This is a genomic window from Planococcus sp. TJ-302 (genome assembly GCF_058268455.1).
Map to the genome: position 1 here is coordinate 44,700 of NZ_JBZDOI010000002.1, position 21,595 is coordinate 66,294.

The following is a 21,595-nucleotide window of genomic DNA, read 5'->3' on the forward strand; positions in this document are numbered from 1 at the left end:
TTGTTACGCATGAAACCCTTTAACAGCATTACAGACTTGATCGGCGATACGCCGGTTGTTAAATTGAATAGACTTGTCCCAGCAGGCGCTGCGGATGTTTATGTAAAGCTTGAAATGTTCAACCCGACTAAAAGCGTGAAGGACCGTGCGGCTTATAATATGATCAAAATGGCGGAAGAACAAGGCGTCCTGAAACCTGGCGCGACAATCATCGAGCCGACAAGCGGCAATACCGGCATCGGCCTTGCAATGGTGGCAGCGGCGAGAGGCTATCGCGCGATTCTTGTGTTGCCCGACAACGCCACCAAAGAACGCATCAATTTGCTGAAAGCTTTTGGGGCCGAAGTGGAATTGACTCCTGCCGATGACAAAATGCCGGGTGCCATCAGCAAAGCGCTCGCGCTGAAAGAGGAAATTCCGAATAGCTTTATCCCGCAGCAATTTGAAAACGCGGCAAACCCAGACGCACACCGCCATACGACGGCTACTGAAATATTAGAGCAGATGGACGGCAAGCTTGACGCTTTCGTCGCTTCCGCTGGAACTGGCGGCACCATCACAGGGACAGGCGAAACCTTGAAAGATCATTTGCCGGATCTGCATATCGTCGTTGTGGAACCGAAAGGCTCTCCGGTATTATCCGGCGGCAAACCCGGCAAGCATAAATTGGTCGGCACAAGCCCGGGCTTCGTACCGGATATTCTGAACACTAAAATTTACGATGAAATCATGCAAATCAATGATGATGACGCCATCGATATGTTCAAAAGAATGGCGCGTGAGGAAGGCATCTTCGTCGGCCCTTCAGCCGGAGCCACTGTTTTTGCGGCAATCGAAACCGCTAAGCGCCTAGGTGCTGGCAAAAAAGTGCTGTGCATCGCACCGGACACCGGCGAACGTTATTTAAGCATGAATCTTTTTGACTGATTGAAATACCCCTTGTTGCCGCGGCAACAAGGGGTATTTTCATACATGCGTTTATTTGATTTCAAAGTCGAGCGCATCGCCTTTTTGCAGCTTGCGGATGTTTGACACCGATAGCTTGCTGATTCTGGCAACAGCCTCGTACGTTGCTCCCCCGATATGGGGAGTTGCGACTACGTTTTCAAGTTGCGGCAAGCCATTCGCGGGCGGTTCCTGTTCGAAAACATCTAAAGCTGCTCCGGCAATCTCCCCTTTTTGGAGCGCATCCGCTAAGGCTTTCTCGTCCACCAGCGGTCCGCGTGAAATATTGATTAGAAACGCTGTCGGCTTCATTTGGCCAAGCGTCTCTGCATTGACCAGATGCTTGTTTTTCGCGGTGAGTGATGTTGCAACTACGATGAAATCTGCTTCCCGGAACAAAATATCCTTATCGACAAAATGCGCATTCAACTGCTCGGCAAGTACATAATCCTTGTGGTTCCCGTAGACGAGTGTCTTCATGCTGAATCCCGTCGCGCGCTTAGCGAGTTCTTTTCCGATGGCGCCAAATCCAATGATGCCCAATGTTTTGCCGGACACTTCATAGCCCATTTCCGTTTGCCAGACCCCGCTTTTCACTTCCTTGTCTTTTTTGGGGATGCGCCGTGCCGCTGACAGCATCAAGCCGAACGCATGATCCGCCACCGCCGCGGCATTCACTCCCGGGGCGCTCGTAACGCGGATGCCTTTTTGCCTTGCGAAATCCACGTCAATATTGTCGATCCCCGCTCCGTACTTGATGATGCATTTTAAATTCGGCGCGGCATCAATCACTTCTTTATCAAGTTTGACGATGTTCACCAAAATGATTTCTGCATCTTTCACTTCTGCTTTTAATTGTTCTTTACCAATGCCGTTATCCGTATGCAGCACCTTCACTTCCCCGATTTCTTCAAGTTCGGATATCAGGTTTTTATCTGCTTCATAAAATGCTTCCTTCAGTAACAACACAATGTTCATCGAATCCCTCCAGCAATTAGTTTTCTTCCATCTTACCTTTCAGCTTCTCTTACTGCCGCAGTTTTTGCAAATTTACAAATATAAAAGGTGATCGCCATCACCTCTTCCCACTAGTTCTTCTACTGCTATATCCAAATCCTCAAAAGACAGATTGAAAAAGGTCAGCACGCGGGCAGGTTTCGCACAGATTCGCTTGCCGACTCGCTTTCTTTTCAATGGGTAAAAGCGATGCGCGACAATTTCTATGATGGGTGCGCCCATGAGAGCTTCAATGTCGAAGAAGAGCTAAAGCTGCTGATGAGCATCTTTTTGGCCGGGATTAAAACGTAAAAACCACCTTCAAAGAAGATGGTTCGTTTCCTGATTTCAGTTCGAGCCTATGGCCTTGTTGTTATTATTGCCAAGCGACCAAACGACAATCGGTATGAGCAGCAAAGCTAAGAAGCCTCCGCCGAGCGACAGCACCGCGTAGCTGTAACCTGCGACAACCATCCCAGACAACATGCCGCCAGCCGCGCCGGACAGCGCGACAAGCACATCGACTGTCCCTTGGGTTTTGGCCCTCGCCTCCGGCAGTGTCGAATCGACGATAAGCGCCGTACCGCTGATCAATCCGAAATTCCAGCCCAGGCCGAGCAAAGCAAGCGCAAGGATTAGCATAGGAAGCGAGCCACCCGGTGCAATTGCCGCCACAATTCCAGCGGAAAGTAGGGTTGCTCCCGCCGCGATGACCATTGCCGTCCGTCCAATTTTATCGACCAATACCCCCGTCAACAATGACGGCAGGTACATTGCGGTGATATGGATGCTGATGACCATGCCCACTGCGCTGAGGTCATGTCCGTAATGGCCCATATGGACAGGCGTCATCGTCATAATCGCCACCATGACAATCATCGTAACGACCATCACCGAGGCGCCAAGAAACACACCGCGGCTGTGGATTGCCGGCGTGTCATCAGCCGTTTTATTCAACGCTTTGTCGTCCTGCTCTTTTTTATCCGCGACTGCCTGTGCCACAAGCAAAGGATCTGGACGCAGGAAAAGGAACAGCACAATGGCCGCTGTAAAATAGACAGACGCCGATAAGATGAACGGACCAGCAAGCGCCGGAATGCTGATGGACTCGGCGAAGCGGCCCATGACGCCGACAAGGTTCGGTCCCGCAAATGCGCCAAATGTCGTTGACACCATGACGATGCTGATTGCCTTTCCGCGCTGTTCCGAGCTTGCAAGATCCGTCCCGGCATAGCGGGCCAGCAAATTAGTTGCCGTCCCTACTCCATAAACCAACAGCGAAATCAGCAACATCACTATATTATCTGCAATAGCAGACATTATTACGCCGATTGCCCCGATTCCGCCGACAAAGAATCCTGTGGCGAGCCCCGGACGCCGGCCGTATTTCTGCGACAGCTTTCCGACAAGGTACGCCCCGCCCGCTGAGCCTAAAGTGAACAGAGCGGTCGGAATGCCTGCAAAGCTCTCATCCCCGAACATATCTTGCGCCAACAATGCACCGACCGTAACGCCTGCTGCAAGTCCTGCGCCGCCTAGAATCTGCGAAAAGACCACAATCCACAGTGTTTTCCGATACAGCTGCTGCAACATTTCCGGCGATTCAGCATATTGCCTCATCAACTTGGAATTTCCCTGACCAGAATCGGGGGTTCTATTTTTCTGTGCCATAAAGCTTCCTTCTTTCTATATCCCTATTTTGTTTCAGTATGCGCTTGAACCCTGGATTCAACAATACCTTAAATTAAATAGAGGGATAGCTCTGGAGGGAGCGAATTTATATACTATCGGTTTGGCGGGTGAAGGAATGTTCTCGCTTGCGGCTTCGACTTCTCTGGCCATGGCGTACAATAGCTGCACAAAATCTTTATCAAATTATTTAAAAGGAGTGAAGAACATGGAGGGAAAAGATTTTATACCGTTCAAATCGTCCCCAGTGCTTCCGATTTTCGAAAAGTTTTCAACAGTCCGCGATGTTTCGCTCGTCTATGGGGATCCGATCGAGATGCATGGCAGGACCATTATTCCTGTAGCTAAAATCAAATACAGTGTTGGCGCAGGTGCCGGCGGCGGTTATGAACGTGAAGACAAAGATCCCGAGTCATCCGGCTTCGAAGAAGTGGAAGGCGGCCATGGCGAAGGGGCTGGCGGCTCTTTCCAAGTGAAGCCGTTGGGCATATATGATATCACAGCAGAGAAAACCGTCTACCGGCCGATTGTTCCGGTGGAACTTATTATCCTTCTGCCGCTCATGATGGCCGGCCTCGCATTTTTGATGGGGGCAAGCCAGGGCAAACCCGGCCGCATGGATCACAAAAATAGAGGCCGTATACGCATGGGCTCCCGCTGCAAAACCAAAGGACAAGGCACGAAGATGAAAGGCATGGGACATAGCGATTAAGGCTCATAGACCGTTTTGAAAGCGGCAAGAGCCCTCCGGAATCAACTGATTTCGGAGGGCTCCTTATTTCGTGGGGTTCCAGTTCGGCAACTATTCAATCTGTATTTGAGTGCCTTTGTTTGGCTTCTCTTCTTCTGTCGCCTTCGGAACTTGAAGCTGCAACATTCCGTCTTTAAATGCTCCGGAAATTTTGCTTTCGTCAATTTCCCCTACGAAGAAGCTTCGTTTAAAGGAGCCATAAGACCGCTCTTTGCGGATAAAATGACCGTTTTCTTCTTTCGTTTCCTTATTTTCCTCGTGGGTCCCTTTCACTTCCAGGTAGCCGTCCTTATATTCGACTTTGACGTCTTCTTTAGAAAATCCTGGCACGTCCATCTTCATTTCGTAATGATCTTCGACTTCTTTGATATCCACTTTTGGATAATGAGACTCCTTGAAAAACCGATCGATTAAGTCGGTTTCGAACCCGCTTTCAAATAGGCTCGGGAAAAAATCATCACGTTTGCTCGGCAAAAATTTTCGCATTGCTGTCTCTCCTCTTTTCATTTTATTTTTGAAGGCCGCAAGATGCCCACTTGCATTGAGTGCCATTCAAATCCTTTTTTCCAAACGTTCGGCATCCGCCTCCTTGCATGGATTTTTCGTTTTCACGTAATCCATATAAAGTTATTAGAATATTTAGTTTTCTATAAAAATTATAATCCTAATCAAATTAATGTCAACCGTTTTTCGTTTTGCATAGACTGATTTATCGTATAAGTTCTGAAAATAAAAACTGGTAAGACTATCTAATATTCAATAAAAAGGGTATATAAAATTATCACATGACGTAACTTATTAAGGAGGGATCGGATGTTCATACCGAGCGTGCTCGTAATCATCGGCTTTATCATTGTCCATATCTTCACCGACGCCATCAAATTCCTGGATGAACGCCCCACTAACCGGCTGATTTCATTGGTTTCGGGCGGCTCAATCGCTTACGTCCTTCTACATCTCGTCCCGGAACTGACCCATTACCGGGAAGTAGTTGAAGAGGCAACGCTGCCCAGCTGGCTTGAAAAAATCGATTACGTAACTTATGTAGCCGCATTGCTGGGAATTGCAGTTTTTTATGGCATCAATCAATTGAGCGAGAAATCGGAAAGGGAAAACAAAGAAGAAAAGAACCTCACCCGGCCGGATAAATCCATATTCGCTTTGGAAATCGGCGCGTTCGCTCTGTACAACGGCTTGATCGGCTATCTCCTCGCTGAATTGAGCGGGGATAGTATTGCCGCTTATGTCATTTACTTTATCGTCTTTTCTTTCCATTTCATCGCCAATAACCGTATTCTCCACTTGACCCATGAAGACCTTTATACGAAAATCGGGCGCTGGGTTTTGGCTTTTTCCGTTTTGGTAGGATGGATCCTGTACGAGACAACTCATGCCAGTGACTTGACCCTCGCATTCCTGTCCTCTTTCCTGACAGGCGGTGTCGTGCTGAACATCCTGAATGATGAATTGCCGGATGAAAAGAAAAGCAGCTATCCTGCCTTTCTAATTGGAATGGTATTTATCGCAGTTTTGCTGCAGGTGCTTATTAAATAAGGCAACATAAAAAGGGCCCGAAAGCCCTTTTTATATTGCCTTATTATTTTTCCAGTGCTCCGGTCATTTTCTCCAGCATATTTTCTACTGGTGAAATCCGGCCATTGCTGTCTTTGAAGAGGATATGCTTGCGCTCCAGTTTCGTGGGCGAATCGACGCCCGCAGCAGCAGCAATATTGTATAACCCTGCGCGCAGCGACGTGAGGTAATTTGTCGTCCGGAAAAGCTTTTCTTCAACTACAAGCCCTTCCTGCAACTCTCTGTCCGTTGTGGCCACCCCGGCCGGGCACGTATTCGTATGGCAGACCTCCGCCATGATGCAGCCTACACTGATCATGAAGCCCCGCGCAATCTGCACAAGGTCAGCCCCCATAGCCAGTGCAATCGCTATTTTATCCGGTGTAATCAATTTACCGGAAGCAATCAGTTTGACCTGTCCCCGGACGCCGTATTCACGAAGCACTTCATCCACAATCGGCAAAGCGGTCATAATCGGCAGCCCGACTGAATCCGCCAATTCCTGATACGTCGCTCCGGTGCCGCCTTCACCACCGTCAATGGAGATGAAGTCGGGTCCGCTTTGGCTTCCACGCTCTTTCATGATTTGCGCCATTTCCCGCAATCCTTCGATATCCCCGACCACGATTTTTATACCCACCGGCTTGCCGCCTACTTCGCGCAGCTCGTCAACAAAGTCGAAAAGCTTTGGAAAAGTATCGTACTTTACAAACCGGTTCGGGCTATTGACCGTTTTGCCCGGTTCAATCAAGCGGATCCGTGCAATCTCTTCCGTGACTTTCTTGCCCTCCAAATGCCCGCCGCGTGTTTTGGCGCCTTGTGCAAGTTTCACTTCAAAAGCTTTGACTTGGCCAAGCGCTGCCTTCTCTTTGAATGCCTCCATCGAGAATTCACCGTCTGGCGTCCGTACGCCAAACAGGCCGGGACCGATTTGCATCATGATGTCGGCTCCGCCTTTCAAATGGTAGTCGGACAACCCACCTTCGCCAGTGTTCATCCAGGTTCCTCCAGCGAGCGCTAGGCCGCTTGATAAAGCAGTAATTGCATGATCTCCAAGCGCACCATAGCTCATGCCTGCTTGTCCAATCAGCCCTCTCAAACGGAAAGGTTCGCGCACCCTGTTTTCACCGATAACGACCGCATCGTCATCGCGTAAATAATATGGATCAATCTGCACGCCTTCGCGATGCTCTTTGCGCGTCATCAACCCTTCTTTATCGATGACGTATTTATACGTATCAATTTTTTCTGTGTTGTCGACACGAAGTTCCGTGTCGAGGCGCGGGAACAGGCTATTCCTTATATAATAGCCTTCTTCTTCAAAATTCCGGTTGGAACCGAAACCGATCAGACGCTGATTGTATTTCGCAGACCGTGTAACGTCCTCAAACTGCAGGCGCGAAAACGGCTTTCCTTCATTATCATCCGAAAACAGGTATTGCCGCAGTTCCGGCCCAACCGCTTCCGTCATATAACGGACACGCCCGAGCAGCGGAAAGTTTCGCAAAATCGCATGCTGCTTTTGATTGTCATCCTTTTGATAAAGGTAAGCTACATAAGCCAGCGGCGCTAAAATCATCGATCCTGTCAATGCCGTCGGCAAGTGTTTCGATATTTTCCCCATCAATAACCCACCTTTTTTAAATTTGTCTTCCTTCATTTCAGTGCTTGCAGTGCTTCTGGGATTGCTGTTGTCCCCGGCGCAATTTCAAATGACCGGTTAGCTGCCGCCTCGCTGCCGATCGATTCCACGAGCACCGCCGCCACATCTTCAAACGGAATCTCGCCTTCTGCATCGCCTAAAGAGGAGGCTGCAGCGATCGTGCCAGTCGCAGGCTTGCTGGCGGACTTGGCCGGACGGATTACAGTGTACACCAGCCCAGACTGTATAATCATTTCCTCTGGCTCATCTTTTGCGCCAGTTTCTTTTGATTCTTCCGATTCGTCGGGGCGCACCGGACTTAAATAGATAAAGCGTTTAACTCCCTGCTGCTTTGCTTCTTCGACCACGCGAATTGCCGCTTGATGGTCTACCAGCATGTTCTTGTTTTCGCCGGCAATCGGATTGTCGCGGGCGATGTAGACGACTGCGTCGCAGCCGGCCAATACTCCACTGAAGTCTTTTTCCGTTGCCACAATGACCTTGGATGCGCCCAACATTTGGAGCTCCTCCGCCCGGATTTCCGTTTCCGCCATCGCCATCGCTTCATGCCCACGGCCAGCCAGCTGTTTCAGCACATGTTCGCCGATATCTCCACCGCTGCCAAAAACAAACACTTTCATGCAATCCCTCCTCTATATCTAAGCTCTTATCCTATTTCCCTTCTACGCAGCGAATAAAACAATCGTTCGTACTCCTTTATAATTCCGCCCGCCGGTATCCGGCGTAATGCCGCTCCAGCCATTCACCCAATTCGAACAACGCGTCTTCATTGCCATTTTTGCTGATCAGCTGCACGGCAATGGGCATGCCATTTTCATCGATGCCGACCGGTACGGTCAAGGCGGGCAAGCCCCAGACATTCGCGTAAGCCACATATGGCAAGTATTGCAGGAACGTTTTCTTTAAGGAAAAGATTTCATTATAAACGGCGCCGTGCTTTGCTGCGCCTGTATGGTAAACCGGCAGCACCAGAAGATGGCCGTGGAAATAACCTTCCAGGATATGGTCGCCGTGTTCGATGAACTTGGTGATTTTTTTTACACGGTTCGCTGTTGGTTTGAACAGCGACGCGCCGATGAGGGCCCACGACAGATAGCGGTGGATATCGGCTGTTCCTGTCACCCGTTCTTTCACATATTCCTGTAGTGGCTGGGATGGCTGAGCACCGAACGCTTCCCGCTTCGGCCCCTCTGCTCCCCCGATAGACATGATTTCCTGCCACAGCCCGGCGGAATCTTCAAAATACGGCGGCACTTCCCGCTCGGTATTAAACTCCCGCGACAGATCGGCGTAAATCGAGTCAAGCAGATGCGCGATGGCCAGCGATAATGGGTACCCCGTCTTTGGCAGCACGTTGACAGTGAATTGATGCAATTGCTTTTTCGCAGGCGGCGTTTTGGCCACAATGGAATAAACGAGCCGTGCATCCCTTACCGTTTTTGCTATCGGCCCAATGCCAAGCATGCGCTCTTGAAGTCTTTCTTCAACAGCCGGATAGCTGCCTTCGGAAGATACTTGGCCTTTTCCTGATTTGAAGCCGATGACGCCATTGAAGTGGCTTGGAAAGCGAATAGAGCCGCCAATGTCAGAACCCAGCCCGACAGCCGCCCCACCTGCCGCTATCAATGCCGCTTCACCTCCGCTAGAGCCCCCTGCAGTCCGCGAAAGATCATGCGGATTGTTCGTGCGGCCGTATAGTTTATTGTCGGTTTCCTGGCAAAAGCACAGCTCCGGTGTATTCGTTTTCCCCAGGATGATTGCGCCTTCCGCTTTCAATTTCCGAACGGCTTCTGCATCGGTATGCTGAAAGGAGCCCTTTCGGCGCAGCAAGCCTCCTGTTGTTTGCATGCCGGCCACATTGAACGCCTCTTTCATGCCGATTGGCACCCCAAACAATTTGCCTTTGGCTGTCCCCTCTGCAATTTGCTTATCTGCCCCTTCCGCTTCTTCGAGCGCTTCGTCAAACCTGTCTTCCACAAGGCAGTTGACGGCAGGGTTGATCTTCTTGATATGTGCGATGAAGATTTCCACTGCTTTTCTTGATGTAATTTCTTTTTGTGCAATGAGCCGTGCCAGTTGCGTCGCGTCCATGTCCAATATGCTTTGTGTCGTGCGTTCCATCGTTCCCATTATTTCGCCCCCTGAAAATTTCTATCTATTCTGATTATATAACAGCTAGCGAAAAACGAACTATTTATTTCCGAACATGAAAAAGCCTGAAGCGAAATCTCTTCAGGCTTTGCATAGTTTAATAGGCGTACCAGTTGATAAGCATGTGGATTCACTGACATTTCGATTCAATCGATCAGGATTTGTCTTCAGACTTCGTAATCATTTTGTGGGGGCCATGTGCCGATCAAACTGCGGGTCGTTATGACTTGGCCCGCGTGATAGCTATTGTGGTTGATTATCACCATCAGCAAATCGCCGCGCGTCCTTTCCGGACTGCTAAAGCCCGCTTCCGCCAAATCTTTTCCTGCTTCCTGTTCCGCTTCCTTCAAACCTTGCAGAAAACGCTCAACACCGTATTCCCACGACTTTCTGCTGTCCGGCATTGGGTCAGCCGGCCAGGATTCTTCCGGATGGTCCGGCGCCTTTACGACATCGCCACGCAAATAGCCCAGCATAAAGTCTTGCCAATAATTCATGTGGTATAGCAGTTCCCAAACCGAGTGAGGGCAATGTTCGGGTTTTTTCCCAGATGATTGCCAATCCAAACCATCAAATATCAGCGCAGTGTCCACGTGTGCGGAACGTCCATGCAAAGCTTTTTGAAACATTGATTCTGTCATCTTATTGCCTCCTTTATTTATCAATCCAAAGAGTATTTATAAGTAAGATTCAACGAAAAGCAATAAAATCCTTTTTCCGAGCGGATGTTTAGCTTGTGTGGAATCGGATTGATATAATACGGAAGACAAATTCATTACATACCAAAGGAGTGTTTGAGCATGCAAGAAGTAAAGGGCAAAAATGCGCTGATTACCGGAGCAGGTAAAGGCATTGGGCGCGCAGCCGCTATCGCTTTCGCCAAAGAAGGCATCAACGTCGGACTACTTGGCAGAACTGGCGCGCATCTAGAAGAAGTTTTAAAAGAGCTTGAACAATACGGAGTCAAAGCTGTCATGGCAGCCGCTGACGTGTCCGACAACGAAGCTGTGCTTTCAGCTGTCGAGCACATCAAATCCGAGCTTGGCCCAATCGATATCCTGGTCAACAACGCCGGCATCGGCAAATTCGGCAAATTCCTCGAATTGCCGCCGGAAGATTTCAAAAAAATCATTGATGTCAATCTGATGGGCGTCTATAATGTGACGCATGCCGTCCTCCCTGAAATGATCCAACGCGAAAGCGGAGACATCATCAACATCGCATCGACGGCCGGACAAAAAGGCGCGCCGGTAACAAGCGCGTACAGCGCTTCAAAATTCGGCTTGCTCGGGTTGACTGAGTCGCTTATGCTCGAAGTACGGAAGCATAACATCCGCGTCAGCGCGTTGCTTCCGAGTACCGTCGTAACTGACTTGGCCCATTCTGAGAACTTGATCCAAGGAGATCCGGAAAACGTTATGCATCCGGAAGATCTGGCGGAAGTGATGGTTGCCCAGCTGAAACTGCATCCACGCATCTTGCTGAAATCGGCTGCGCTTTGGTCGACAAATCCATAAACTGAAAAAAAGCGAAGCCTTTCATGATATCCATGAAGGGCTTTTTACTTGCGCACTTGCATTTATTTCCGAGGTGCAATCGGTTATACTTATCTATAATTAACTGAATTTTTAGATAAAAAGGAGGAATTTCAATGCGTAAATCTCTGCAGGCTGCCGCACTGGCAGCAAGCGTAGCCGTTCCGCTTCTATATGTCGCGGATATGCGCCGCGCCTATAAACGGCTTGATGAATATGGAGCGTTAAGTTTCAGATCAGAATTCGGTATGATGGCTTTCGTCGATGAGGGCTGGGGCGAAGTAGTTTTGATCAGCCATGGTATTTTTGGCGGCTATGACCAAGGCATGGCCTCGCTGAAAGGAATAATCGGCGAAAATCAACGCAAAATTGCATTGTCCCGCTTCGGCTATCCGGGCTCCAAGCTGCCGGCCCACCCGACGCCCCAAAATCAGGCGAGAGTGTTCGCGGAATTGCTTGATGAGCTGAATATCGAAAAAACCTTTGTATTGGCCACTTCGGCCGGCGGCGCAGCAGCATTGTCATTTGCCCTCACTTACCCGGAGCGGACGAAAGGACTCGTGCTCATTTCTTCCGATGTTCCATCAAGTAAAATGTCGCCCGAACAATTGAAACCGGCTGGTCCACCCATCCCTTTGCTAAGCGAATTTCCGATGTGGCTGTCCACCAAATCTCTGCGGCCGGTCTTTAATGTGTTCTTCGGTTCAGATATTGACAAAGTATTTTTCCAAACCTTGCTCCCGGTCAAACCACGCCGCAAAGGGATCGAAGCAGACGCAAACATCACTAAGCTCGATATGGACTTGAACTACGAAAAATATCCGGTAGAGGACATCAAAGCCCCAATTCTTGTCATTCACGCCAAAGATGACCCGATGGCGCTGTTCGACTTTACCGAAAAATTCATCACCCGCACCCATCCTGAAACCGTTATTTTCGAAAGCGGTGGCCATCTTCTGTCCGGCCATCAAACCGAAGTCACTGCTGCGATACAGCAATTCATTCAAAAAAACGCATAAAGCGCTACGGGCATGTGGACTAAATGAATTTTTCGGGCATTTTTAACCACAGCCAATAATTCAATATCCCTTTTACGATTAAAATTAACTAGTTAGTTAAGCATAAATAAAGTACAATATTTAGACAGTTAACCTTAAGCATCCAACATTCTAGTAAATTTCTCATTCGAAAGGCAAATTGAACGGGGGTACGTAAATTGAAGTCGCGTTGCAGAGTTTTCATCACCGCTTTGATGTTTTCCGGCTTGGCGCTCACCGGCTGTGCACCAGAACAAGCCGCGGTTTTAGAGGCAAATACCGGTGATTTCGGCACCCGTAATGCACCGTCGAACATCATTCCCGCGGAAATAAGCCGTACCCGCACAGCTTCAATTTCAGCAATCGGCGATGTTCTGATCCACGGCACTGTTTACAAAGACGCGCAAACAGCGAACGGCTATGATTTCAATCCAATGTTCGAAAAAGTGGCCCCGTTCCTCAGCCAATCCGATATCACCATCGCGAACTCGGAAAGCATCATCGGCGGCAGTGAAATTGGTGTATCCACCTATCCATCCTTCAACAGCCCCTATGAAGTGGGCGACGCAATGAAAAACGCCGGTATTGATGTCGTTTCAATGGCCAATAACCACACCCTTGATCGCGGCGTCAAAGCAATCGAAAACGCGGTGACTTATTGGCATTCAATCGGCATCAAACACACCGGCTCATATCTGTCCGCTGCGCAACGCAATGAAATCACCACTATTACGAAGAACGGCATCACTTTCTCGTTCCTATCGTTTACGTACGGCACCAACGGCGTTTTGACGCCCGCAGGCAAAGACTACTTAGTGAAGCGCATCGATAAGAACGTTATCCAACAAGACCTGGCGCAAGCACGAGCCCAATCGGATGTCGTTGTCCTCAGCCTGCATTTCGGTGTCGAATATGAAAATATGCCGAACGCTGAACAAATTGACTTGGCGCATTTTTCAGCTGACAATGGCGCGGATATCATCATCGGTCATCACCCGCATGTTTTGCAGCCGGCCGAATGGATTGAGGCAAGTGATGGGCGGAAGGTATTCGCCGTTTACTCGCTCGGCAATTTCCTTTCCGGCCAGGACATACTCGAACGAAAAATCGGCGGCATCCTTCATCTGGAAGTCGAGAAGAGAGAGAACGCCGACGGAAAAATAATCACCTTGAAAGACCCGGCATTTACACCGACATTTGTGCGCAATACCAATTTGCAGGATTTCGAAGTTGACCTCCTGAAAAATGTCGATGCTAACTTGAATGGCGCAGCAAAAAAACATATGTCGATTTGGGTGCCGGAAATGAAATTCATTGAGTAATAAAGCAGCTGCGGCTGCTTATTTTTTTGGCATTTTATTGCTTCAGCCACATAAAAAAGCCGTCCAAGCGGACGGCTTTCTTCTACTATTCTTTTTTCTTCTCCAGAAACAACTTCGGTTTTTCCAGCAATGAAATCAATTCGTCCAGGAATTTCGCAGCCGGCGCGCCGTCAACAGCGCGATGGTCTACAGTCAAACTGAGCGGCAGCCGTTTCCGAACATGTACCTTGCCTTTTTCAAGCACCAAATGATCTTCAATCCGTCCGATGCCGAGAATAGCAATTTCGGGCGGATTGATGATTGGCGTGAAAAATTGGACGCGGTATCCGCCCAGGCTAGTGATGGTGAAGGTACTGCCGCTGCTTTCCGTGTTGACAAGCTTTCCGCCACGTGCTTTTTCCGCAAGCTCCACAAGTTTTGCATGCAGTTCAGCAGTTGGCATTTTATCGCTTTCCTGCACGACAGCCACTTGCAGCCCTTGCTCCGTATCGACCGCAAATCCAAGATTGATCTCACTTCTCGGCTCGATTTTATTGTCTGTGATATGGGCGTTCATGTGAGGATGTGCACTTAATGCTTGAGCAACCGCCTTCGCAAGGAGCGCGGTCCAACCGACAGCGTCGCCAAGCTTTTCTTTCTTGGACACCAGTTTAGTAACGTCCGCCCAAGCCGTTTCGGTAAGCTGCGCACTTTGCTGAAGGCTTTCCATCATCCGGCGCGCAATCGTTCCCCGAATTCCCGACAGCGGAATCGTACCTTCTGCCTCCGCTTTTTCAGCGCTCGCTTCTGCTGGCGGGCTAGCCGCATTGCGGATATCATCCCCGGTTATGTTGCCGTTTCTGCCCGTGCCGCTGACTTGGCCGAGGTCGACTTCGAGGTCCCTCGCCAATTTCCGGAGGCCTGGTGCGATACGCACCATCTTCGGCACTTCTTCACCAGCACCCTCTTCTTTTTGGGGCACCTGCTTCGTAATTTTTTGCACTTCCGGTTTCGTGCCTTTAGAAGCATCCTGCGCCTCCACTTTTTTCACTGCCGCTTTCTGTTTCACAGGAATCGGCTTTGGGCTGCCTTCCGTATCAATCAATGCCAGGACCTCACCCACTTTGGCCGACTCTCCGCGATTCACCATAATCTCTTTCACCTTCCCGCTCTCTTCCGCATCCAGTTCCGAGACCTCTTTTTCGGTCTGCACCTCTACCAGGCGATCGCCTTTTTCAACGGCATCACCTTCGGACACAAACCAGACGACGACCAGGCTCTCCTCTACATCATCCCTTAACTTCGGCAGCTTCACTTCAAACATCCCAACGCCTCCTGTACCTATGTTGTTATTCGTTCATCAAATCCTTCACTTGTTCATAGATTTTGTTCGCATTCGGCAGCACAAATTGCTCAAGTGGACGGCTGTATGGAATCGGCACATCCGGATTCGCCAACCGGCGGATCGGCGCTTCAAGTTCATAAAACGCTTCCTCCGCAGCGATTGCAGCTATTTCTGCTGTCATGCCGTATGATTTATAGTCTTCATCGACGATAAACAAACGGTGAGTTTTCTTGACCGAATCAATGATCGTCTCTTTATCGATTGGCGCAATCGACCGCAAATCGATCACTTCGGCGTCGATGCCATCTTCGGCGAGGCGTTCAGCCGCTTCCATAGCTTGATGCACCGTCATCTGAATGCCCACAATCGTCACGTCCTTGCCTTCGCGCACCACTTTTGCCTTGTTAAGCGGTACCGTGTAAGATTCTTCAGGCACGTGCGCCGCTGATACATCAAGCTGTTCCATCCAGCCCAGGCCCTGCAGCGATTTGTGGAACATGAACACAACTGGGTTGTCGTCTTGAATCGCCGAAGTCATCATGCCTTTTAAATCGTATGGATTAGACGGTGCGACCACTTTCAAGCCTGGCATATGGCCGAACGTCGCGTACAGCGTCTGCGAATGCTGCGCGGCATCGTTATAGCCGCCGCCTACTGCTGTCATCAGCACCATCGGCAATTTCACATTGCCTCCGGACATGTATTGGATTTTGGCCATATGGTTGTAGATTTGATCCATACAGACGCCAAAAAAGTCCACGAACATCAGCTCAACAACCGGACGCATCCCTTCCGCCGCCGCGCCGATTGCTGCTCCAATGAACGCGGTTTCGGAAATCGGGGTATCGAGCACACGTTCCTTTCCAAACTTCTCAATAAGGCCTTGTGTCGAACCGAAAATCCCACCGTAATTCCCAATATCTTCGCCTAGTACAAAGACTTTCGGGTCCCGCTCCATCTCAAGCGCGATTGCTTCAGCCATCGCCTTATTGCCCGTCAGTATTCTTTTTTTCGCCGTTTCCATTCGGAATAGACCCCTTTCTGAATTTAAGATGAGAACACATCATCCAGTGCGGCTTCAGGCGCTGGATAGTTGCTGTCGCGTGCAAATTTATAGGCTTCGTCCACTTCCTGTTTGACCCGTTTTTCGATTTTCTGCAATTCTTTTTCAGTTGCGCCTTTCGCTTCGACGAGGCTATTTCGCAGTTTCAATATTGGGTCCTGGTCACGCAACCCCGGCACTTCTGCCTTATCACGGTACAATTCCGGATCTCCTTGGAAATGGCCGAGGAACCGGTACGTTTCAATTTCGATAATCGTCGGTCCCTGTCCGTTGCGTGCTCGTGCCACAGCTTCTTCAGAAACTTTATACATTGCAATTGGATCATTGCCTTTGACATGTGCCCCTGCGATGCCATATGCATGAGCGCGAAGATCATTCGTTTCAACCGCGGTTGCCGCCTTTTTCGCCACAGAAATTCCGTAAGAATTATCTTCGATGACAAGAATGAGCGGCAAATTCCAGACAGCCGCCAAATTCAGCGATTCGTGGAACGCTCCGGCATTTGCTGCCCCTTCACCGATGAATGCGACAGCTACCCAATCCTTGCCTTGCATCTTCGCAGCCATTGCGGCTCCGACGGCATGCGGAATGCCCGCGGCGACAATTCCGCCACAGGAGAATTTCACGGCAGGGTCGAACAAATGCATGTGTCCGCCTTTCCCTTTGCCCAGCCCCGTTTCTTTGCCGAACATTTCAGCGGTCATTTTCTTCAGATCGACGCCTTTTGCGATGGCATGGTGGTGCGGACGATGCGGCGCGGTCACTGTATCCTCCTTCGTCAAGTGCACGCAAATACCTACAGCCGCAGGCTCCTGTCCAGTCGATAAATGCATTTCCCCTGGCACAGGTCCTGCACCGATATTAAAGACTGGCGTCTTGCCCTCAGTGTAGACTTCCACCATCTGATCTTCGAAATAACGGCTCTTTGCCATCATTTCATACATCCATTTCAATTTTTCCACAGACACGGCAGGCTGTTTTTCTTCGAAAGTAGTCAAATCTCTTCCTCCTTTTCAGATTAATGAGCCCTATTCCTTTAAAATCCGATGTCTTAGCCAAAGTTTTTTCTACTTAATATAGTAGCCTTTTTCACTATATTGTCAATATTCCGATAAAATGAAATGCTCATGCCATGCGCTTTACAAGATATTTCAGCTCTATCATTTCAATTAAAACAACTTTTTTTGCTTTTTTTTTAATTTTTATTGGCTCTCTGTAGTAATTATATGATAAGATAATAGTAATCTGAATCTTCGGAACTATCTAACGGTCCTTCAGGCACAGTTAATCAGGATTCCAAGGAGGCAACGATCATGGATAAAAACAACCCTTTCACAGATGAAAAGATTCGCCGGAGACGGCCATCTAAAATGGGAATGAAGATTCTGCTCGCCTCTTCTTTAATGTTCGGTATGAATTTCGCGGCTGAACCCGCAGCTGCGCATAACGGAGAAGGCAATTGGCCATCCCATCAAGTCCGCGGAATTTCCTGTGCAGGCGCTTATAGCAGCGGCAAGGGGATTGTACGGGCCTATACGCCAAGATCGGCAGTTGCGTGGGATGGCCGGTCCACTGATACGGTGTTTTGGAATCCAATTCTCTACCGCTTCAACGGCCAGCAATACGTCCAATGGTCATCGATGAATTATCCAGCATATGCTTACGTCACGCCTTACGGTTTTAATCCGAACCTGAAAGCCGGTTGGCGCAGCTCGTCGACCAATAACATCATTAGTTCAGTAGCATTCAGCAATTTGCCACCCGGCTCTTATAAAGTCCTGAACCAAATTCACTGGGCGAGCACTGGCATGACCCATGCCGAATGGGGACCCAATGCATGCGCCGTTAAATAACGCCAAAAGGCGGATCCAAGTCCTTGGAATCCGCCTTTTTCTATGTACATCAACGTCCGATTTTCAATAACCAGGCAAGCGGATTCGATCCACCGTGGAGCATGATGGCGTTGGAGTCTGGCAGCAGCCCTGTATTCGCTGAAGTGCGGCTGTGGCCGATTTTGTCCTTATCAATCAGCGCGAGTGAAAGCCCTTGTTTTTTCATCGTATACGCGCTGAGCGCTCCCGACATCCCGCCGCCGACTTTAATGACATCGAACTTAGCCGCTGGCTTTTTTTGTCGTTCTTGCGCATTTCTTTATATTCGGTCGTACTCCAATACATTTCTCCATTATGTAAGTTTACGCGATTTCCCCGTTTCATCGATTTCCTTTCCATTTACCTTCTTTATTCTCTATACAAAACCTACACAAAAAATTTACAGCAGCCAACAAAAAGCCACCGTATCCGAGGATAGGGCGGCAGTTCTCAAGCTTATTCCTGTTCCAGTTTTTTAATTGCTTTGTCCAACTTTTCACGCTCTTCGCCCGAAATTTCCGGGAATTTCGGATCGACGTTCTCCAATACCTTAACCATCGCTTCTGCGACAATATAGCGCGAAAACCATTCGTTGTCAGCAGGGAGCGCGTACCACGGCGCATGCTCGGTAGACGTATTGTTCAACATTTCCTCAAAAATGTTTTGGTAGCCGTCCCAATGCTCCCGTTCCTCTACGTCGCTAAAAGAAAACTCCCAGTTCTTTTCCGGATCCTTCATGCGTTCGAGCAATCGGTTTTTCTGCTCTTCTTTTGACATGTTGAAAAAGAATTTTACTACCGGGAAGCCATTTTCCGTCAAATATCGCTCAAAGTCATTGATTTGGCGGTAGCGCGTCATCCAGATATCATCGTCTATCAAGTCGTTCGGCAACGGGGTATCCCGCAGCAAATTGTGGACGCGCGGCGCAATCACTTCCTCGTAATACGAGCGGTTAAAAATACCGATCTGCCCTCGGGAAGGCAGCCCTTCGCGGAATCTCCACAAATAATCATGCGCCAGTTCCTTCTCGCTCGGCTTTTTAAAAGAAGAGACTTTCAGCCCTTGAGCCGTCAATTTTGAAAAAATGTACGTAATGGCTTCGTCTTTGCCGGCAGCGTCCATGGCCTGCAGGACAACAACAATCCCTTTCTCTTCCTCTGCGTGCATTTTCATATGAAGCTTTTTCATTTTCTCCAGTGTTTCCGGAATGAGGCGGTCGCATAATTCCTCATCGCTGAATCGCGTTTCTTCAGACGTCGGATATTGGGACAGTTCTACATTTTCGTTCTGTTTCACTAAGTATTTCTCTATATCCATGATCATCCTCCATTCTTCCTATATCCAAGTACTAATTAGTCTTGGCCGATGTATGCCTATAGACTAAATACCCCTTCTCCTCCCATACAAACGAACGGACCGCTGATAATTCAGCTTACATTTATGGACAGCCTTAAATTCGACATAAAAACACCTTTTGAAATCCTAAGATTTCAAAAGGTGTCCGATTTTTGAGTTCTATTCAAAGCCAGTGCATGCACTTTTTCATCAGTCATATACAATCCATGGACTGCCATCAATTTAGTCTTTAAAGAATCAGAGACTTTGGAAGCGTTGTACGCGCAAACGGACACTGCATCCTTCTCATTCACGATCGTGTCCAATTCTTTTTCGTATTCCACAATTTCACGTTCGATGTCTTCTTGCACACCCCATTCAATATGTCCCCACGTCCGGATTTCGTTGCCGCTTTCGAGCAGCGGGCCCGCTACTTCGTTGAAATGATTCATGATGGTCCGCGGATGGAAATTGTTGTTGCGCCAATAAAATTCGAAATTATCGATGTACAGCACCTTTTCTAGTTCCGCTATTGTTAGACGGTGTTCCAACTCCTTGCGGATCAGCGGGTAAATACGCGTATTTTCGACTAACAGCACATAATCCCCTTGTTTGATGCCAAAAACAATATATGAAATTGCATTCTCAACGTATTTATCCAAATCATTGGAATAATAAAATATGTGTCCAGTCTTTTTACGCTGCAATCCTTCGCTCATTTCTTTTGCATTTTCTTTCATAATCGAGGTCCTCCTCAGCTAGTCTCATAAGCTATTCACTTATGGGCATCAGAGAAATGCAAATAAGAAAAAAGCTCTTCATCACTATACAGGTTCCTCCTTGCTTATGATACTTTTTTGAGTTGGCGGTTTGAGAGCTGATGTTTTTTTGCCAGCCAGCGTCTGATTTAGACATAAATAAAAGGCAGCTAGTGAGCTGCCTTACATTTTACGCGACGCCGCTGCTTTTCAGGAACTTGATCATTTCTGAATTGAATTTGTCAGGTTCATCAGCGTTTATGCCGTGTCCGCTGTTTTCAAAAGGTACAAGTACAGAATTCGGAATTTCTTTTTGTAGGACTTCTGCCAGTTCGAACGCGCAAATTTTATCTTTTTTGCCATGGAAAATGGCTGTCGGCAAGGAGATGCCAGCGATTTCATCGCGCAGATCTTCATCCCGCAAGGAAATTGCAGAAAGGATAGTGGAATGCGCACCGGCTTCTAAGGCCAAGGTCTGGAACCAATGAAGAAACTCCGGTGTTTTTTTCTGTTCAAAAAACATGTCTGCAAATTTTGATATGAAAAGTGGGCGGTCAGTTTTCAGCTGCTTGATGATATCGTCTACACCTGAAGGGGGCATGCCGATTTTAAAATCGTCCCGTTGTGTAAACAACGGCGCTGCCGGACCCATCAATAGGAGCTTATCGACATTGTCCTGGCCATATTTCGTCAAGTAGCGGATTGCAATCGGCGCACCCATCGAAAATCCTGCTAGCACGAAATTGTCGAGTTTCAAATGATCGACGACCGCTTTGACGTCGCTTGCCGCGGTATCGTAATCATAACCGGACCAGGGGGTGTCTGACTTTCCGTAACCACGCAGATCGATGCCGATAAAACGGAAATTATTGACCGCCAGTTCACCGACTTGGGATTCAAAAGACTTGCTGTTTAATGGCCAGCCGTGGATAAAGACCACTGGCTGTCCTATGCCAATATCTTCTGCATAAACCTTTACGCCTGCTTCAACTTCAATGTAATGTCCCAATTTGAAATTCCTCCTCATTTTTTCACCTTGTTTTTATCAATTCCCTTGTCCGTTATTTTTAAACAATTCACTTTCTTCAGAAGTCAATTTTAATATCACCCGTTATTTCAGGATATACGGCATCTGTCACTTTTGTTTCCCAGTCCGTCCTCTTGCATAAGCTTTGTCGCAATGGCACAATTATTAAAATGCATATTAGGGAAAGGAGCGGAACAGATGGCACGGCGTTCAAATCCAGAACGGATAAGCCAGCCACTTTATACCCAGCAGCATCTTGCGAATGAACGCACCTACCTTGCCTGAATCCGAACGGGGATTTCCATCGTTGGTGTTGGATTTCTAGCGACAAGCCTTCATTTTACAATGAGAGTTATTCGCAACCAGTTTGTTGATCTCTTTACGATTGCCCTCGACATTTTTGCTTGTATTTTCGAGCTGGCAATCATCTTTTTCCGCTACCCAAAACTACAAGAAATAAAGTCTGCAAATTATCAATGAAAACTTTTATCCATCAAATCTGCACATTACATTAATTTTTTCTATGCTCGCTGTGATGATCATCAGGGTAATCCTT

Annotated in this window: 21 protein-coding genes; 7 read left to right on the plus strand and 14 right to left on the minus strand. The window is 48.4% G+C overall.

Going from position 1 to position 21,595, the window contains the following annotated elements; genetic code table 11:
* Positions 1–9 precede the first annotated feature (9 nt).
* The gene (gene cysK / locus AC4EHB_RS11165; RefSeq protein ID WP_490975983.1) at positions 10–927 is read left to right on the plus strand and encodes a cysteine synthase A; all 918 of its coding nucleotides are present in this window, start codon (positions 10–12) and stop codon (positions 925–927) included.
* 51 nt (positions 928–978) lie between these two features.
* Here the strand turns inward: cysK and AC4EHB_RS11170 are convergent, their stop codons facing one another.
* On the minus strand, positions 979–1,923 hold the full coding sequence (locus tag AC4EHB_RS11170) for a phosphoglycerate dehydrogenase (RefSeq protein ID WP_490975982.1): 945 nt from the start codon (positions 1,921–1,923) through the stop codon (positions 979–981).
* A gap of 366 nt (positions 1,924–2,289) precedes the next feature.
* Positions 2,290–3,612 (minus strand): MFS transporter, encoded by a 1,323-nt coding sequence (locus AC4EHB_RS11175; RefSeq protein ID WP_490975981.1) that lies wholly within the window; start codon positions 3,610–3,612, stop codon positions 2,290–2,292.
* Positions 3,613–3,838: 226 nt separating this feature from the next.
* Between AC4EHB_RS11175 and AC4EHB_RS11180 the strand changes: the two genes are divergently transcribed.
* The gene (locus AC4EHB_RS11180) at positions 3,839–4,342 is read left to right on the plus strand and encodes a spore germination protein GerW family protein (RefSeq protein WP_490981535.1); all 504 of its coding nucleotides are present in this window, start codon (positions 3,839–3,841) and stop codon (positions 4,340–4,342) included.
* Between the two features lie 90 nt (positions 4,343–4,432).
* Here the strand turns inward: AC4EHB_RS11180 and AC4EHB_RS11185 are convergent, their stop codons facing one another.
* Positions 4,433–4,867 (minus strand): Hsp20/alpha crystallin family protein, encoded by a 435-nt coding sequence (locus tag AC4EHB_RS11185; protein WP_490975979.1) that lies wholly within the window; start codon positions 4,865–4,867, stop codon positions 4,433–4,435.
* Between the two features lie 327 nt (positions 4,868–5,194).
* Between AC4EHB_RS11185 and AC4EHB_RS11190 the strand changes: the two genes are divergently transcribed.
* Positions 5,195–5,935 (plus strand): hypothetical protein, encoded by a 741-nt coding sequence (locus AC4EHB_RS11190; RefSeq protein WP_490975978.1) that lies wholly within the window; start codon positions 5,195–5,197, stop codon positions 5,933–5,935.
* 43 nt (positions 5,936–5,978) lie between these two features.
* On the opposite strand, the gene AC4EHB_RS11195 is transcribed toward AC4EHB_RS11190, so the two are convergent.
* From AC4EHB_RS11195 to AC4EHB_RS11210, 4 genes are all read right to left on the minus strand, one after another.
* A complete protein-coding gene (locus tag AC4EHB_RS11195) occupies positions 5,979–7,577 on the minus strand; it encodes an FMN-binding glutamate synthase family protein (protein WP_490975977.1) in 1,599 nt (532 codons plus the stop codon).
* A 32-nt stretch (positions 7,578–7,609) separates the two neighbouring features.
* Complete coding sequence (locus AC4EHB_RS11200) at positions 7,610–8,236, minus strand: NAD(P)H-binding protein (protein ID WP_490975976.1); 627 nt, start codon at positions 8,234–8,236, stop codon at positions 7,610–7,612.
* Positions 8,237–8,312: 76 nt separating this feature from the next.
* Complete coding sequence (locus AC4EHB_RS11205) at positions 8,313–9,746, minus strand: amidase (RefSeq protein ID WP_490975975.1); 1,434 nt, start codon at positions 9,744–9,746, stop codon at positions 8,313–8,315.
* 188 nt (positions 9,747–9,934) lie between these two features.
* Positions 9,935–10,408, minus strand: a complete 474-nt coding sequence (locus AC4EHB_RS11210; RefSeq protein WP_490975974.1) for a DinB family protein — start codon at positions 10,406–10,408, stop codon at positions 9,935–9,937.
* Positions 10,409–10,567: 159 nt separating this feature from the next.
* Between AC4EHB_RS11210 and AC4EHB_RS11215 the strand changes: the two genes are divergently transcribed.
* The 3 genes from AC4EHB_RS11215 (at position 10,568) to AC4EHB_RS11225 (ending at position 13,661) form a co-directional block, all read left to right on the plus strand.
* Positions 10,568–11,284 (plus strand): 3-ketoacyl-ACP reductase, encoded by a 717-nt coding sequence (locus AC4EHB_RS11215; RefSeq protein WP_490975973.1) that lies wholly within the window; start codon positions 10,568–10,570, stop codon positions 11,282–11,284.
* Positions 11,285–11,418: 134 nt separating this feature from the next.
* Positions 11,419–12,321, plus strand: coding sequence for an alpha/beta fold hydrolase (locus AC4EHB_RS11220; RefSeq protein WP_490981536.1), 903 nt, complete (start codon positions 11,419–11,421; stop codon positions 12,319–12,321).
* 197 nt (positions 12,322–12,518) lie between these two features.
* Positions 12,519–13,661 (plus strand): CapA family protein, encoded by a 1,143-nt coding sequence (locus AC4EHB_RS11225; RefSeq protein ID WP_490981537.1) that lies wholly within the window; start codon positions 12,519–12,521, stop codon positions 13,659–13,661.
* Positions 13,662–13,746: 85 nt separating this feature from the next.
* Here the strand turns inward: AC4EHB_RS11225 and AC4EHB_RS11230 are convergent, their stop codons facing one another.
* The 3 genes from AC4EHB_RS11230 to AC4EHB_RS11240 are packed head-to-tail and all read right to left on the minus strand — an operon-like array spanning position 13,747 to position 16,992.
* Positions 13,747–14,964 (minus strand): dihydrolipoamide acetyltransferase family protein, encoded by a 1,218-nt coding sequence (locus AC4EHB_RS11230; protein ID WP_490981538.1) that lies wholly within the window; start codon positions 14,962–14,964, stop codon positions 13,747–13,749.
* 25 nt (positions 14,965–14,989) lie between these two features.
* The gene (locus AC4EHB_RS11235) at positions 14,990–16,009 is read right to left on the minus strand and encodes an alpha-ketoacid dehydrogenase subunit beta (protein ID WP_490975969.1); all 1,020 of its coding nucleotides are present in this window, start codon (positions 16,007–16,009) and stop codon (positions 14,990–14,992) included.
* A gap of 23 nt (positions 16,010–16,032) precedes the next feature.
* Positions 16,033–16,992, minus strand: a complete 960-nt coding sequence (locus AC4EHB_RS11240) for a thiamine pyrophosphate-dependent dehydrogenase E1 component subunit alpha (RefSeq protein WP_490976024.1) — start codon at positions 16,990–16,992, stop codon at positions 16,033–16,035.
* A 369-nt stretch (positions 16,993–17,361) separates the two neighbouring features.
* On the opposite strand from AC4EHB_RS11240, the gene AC4EHB_RS11245 reads away from it, so the two are divergent.
* Positions 17,362–17,901: a hypothetical protein gene (locus AC4EHB_RS11245; protein WP_490975968.1), complete on the plus strand. Its 540-nt coding sequence runs from the start codon at positions 17,362–17,364 to the stop codon at positions 17,899–17,901.
* A 49-nt stretch (positions 17,902–17,950) separates the two neighbouring features.
* Here the strand turns inward: AC4EHB_RS11245 and AC4EHB_RS11250 are convergent, their stop codons facing one another.
* The 4 genes from AC4EHB_RS11250 to AC4EHB_RS11265 all read right to left on the minus strand — a co-directional run bounded on the left by AC4EHB_RS11250 (position 17,951) and on the right by AC4EHB_RS11265 (position 21,021).
* Positions 17,951–18,151 (minus strand): FAD-dependent oxidoreductase, encoded by a 201-nt coding sequence (locus AC4EHB_RS11250; protein ID WP_490981755.1) that lies wholly within the window; start codon positions 18,149–18,151, stop codon positions 17,951–17,953.
* Positions 18,152–18,375: 224 nt separating this feature from the next.
* Positions 18,376–19,236, minus strand: coding sequence for a PPK2 family polyphosphate kinase (locus AC4EHB_RS11255; protein ID WP_490981539.1), 861 nt, complete (start codon positions 19,234–19,236; stop codon positions 18,376–18,378).
* 173 nt (positions 19,237–19,409) lie between these two features.
* Positions 19,410–19,994, minus strand: coding sequence for an MEDS domain-containing protein (locus tag AC4EHB_RS11260; RefSeq protein WP_490981540.1), 585 nt, complete (start codon positions 19,992–19,994; stop codon positions 19,410–19,412).
* A 208-nt stretch (positions 19,995–20,202) separates the two neighbouring features.
* The gene (locus AC4EHB_RS11265; protein WP_490981541.1) at positions 20,203–21,021 is read right to left on the minus strand and encodes an alpha/beta fold hydrolase; all 819 of its coding nucleotides are present in this window, start codon (positions 21,019–21,021) and stop codon (positions 20,203–20,205) included.
* Positions 21,022–21,595: the final 574 nt, after the last annotated feature.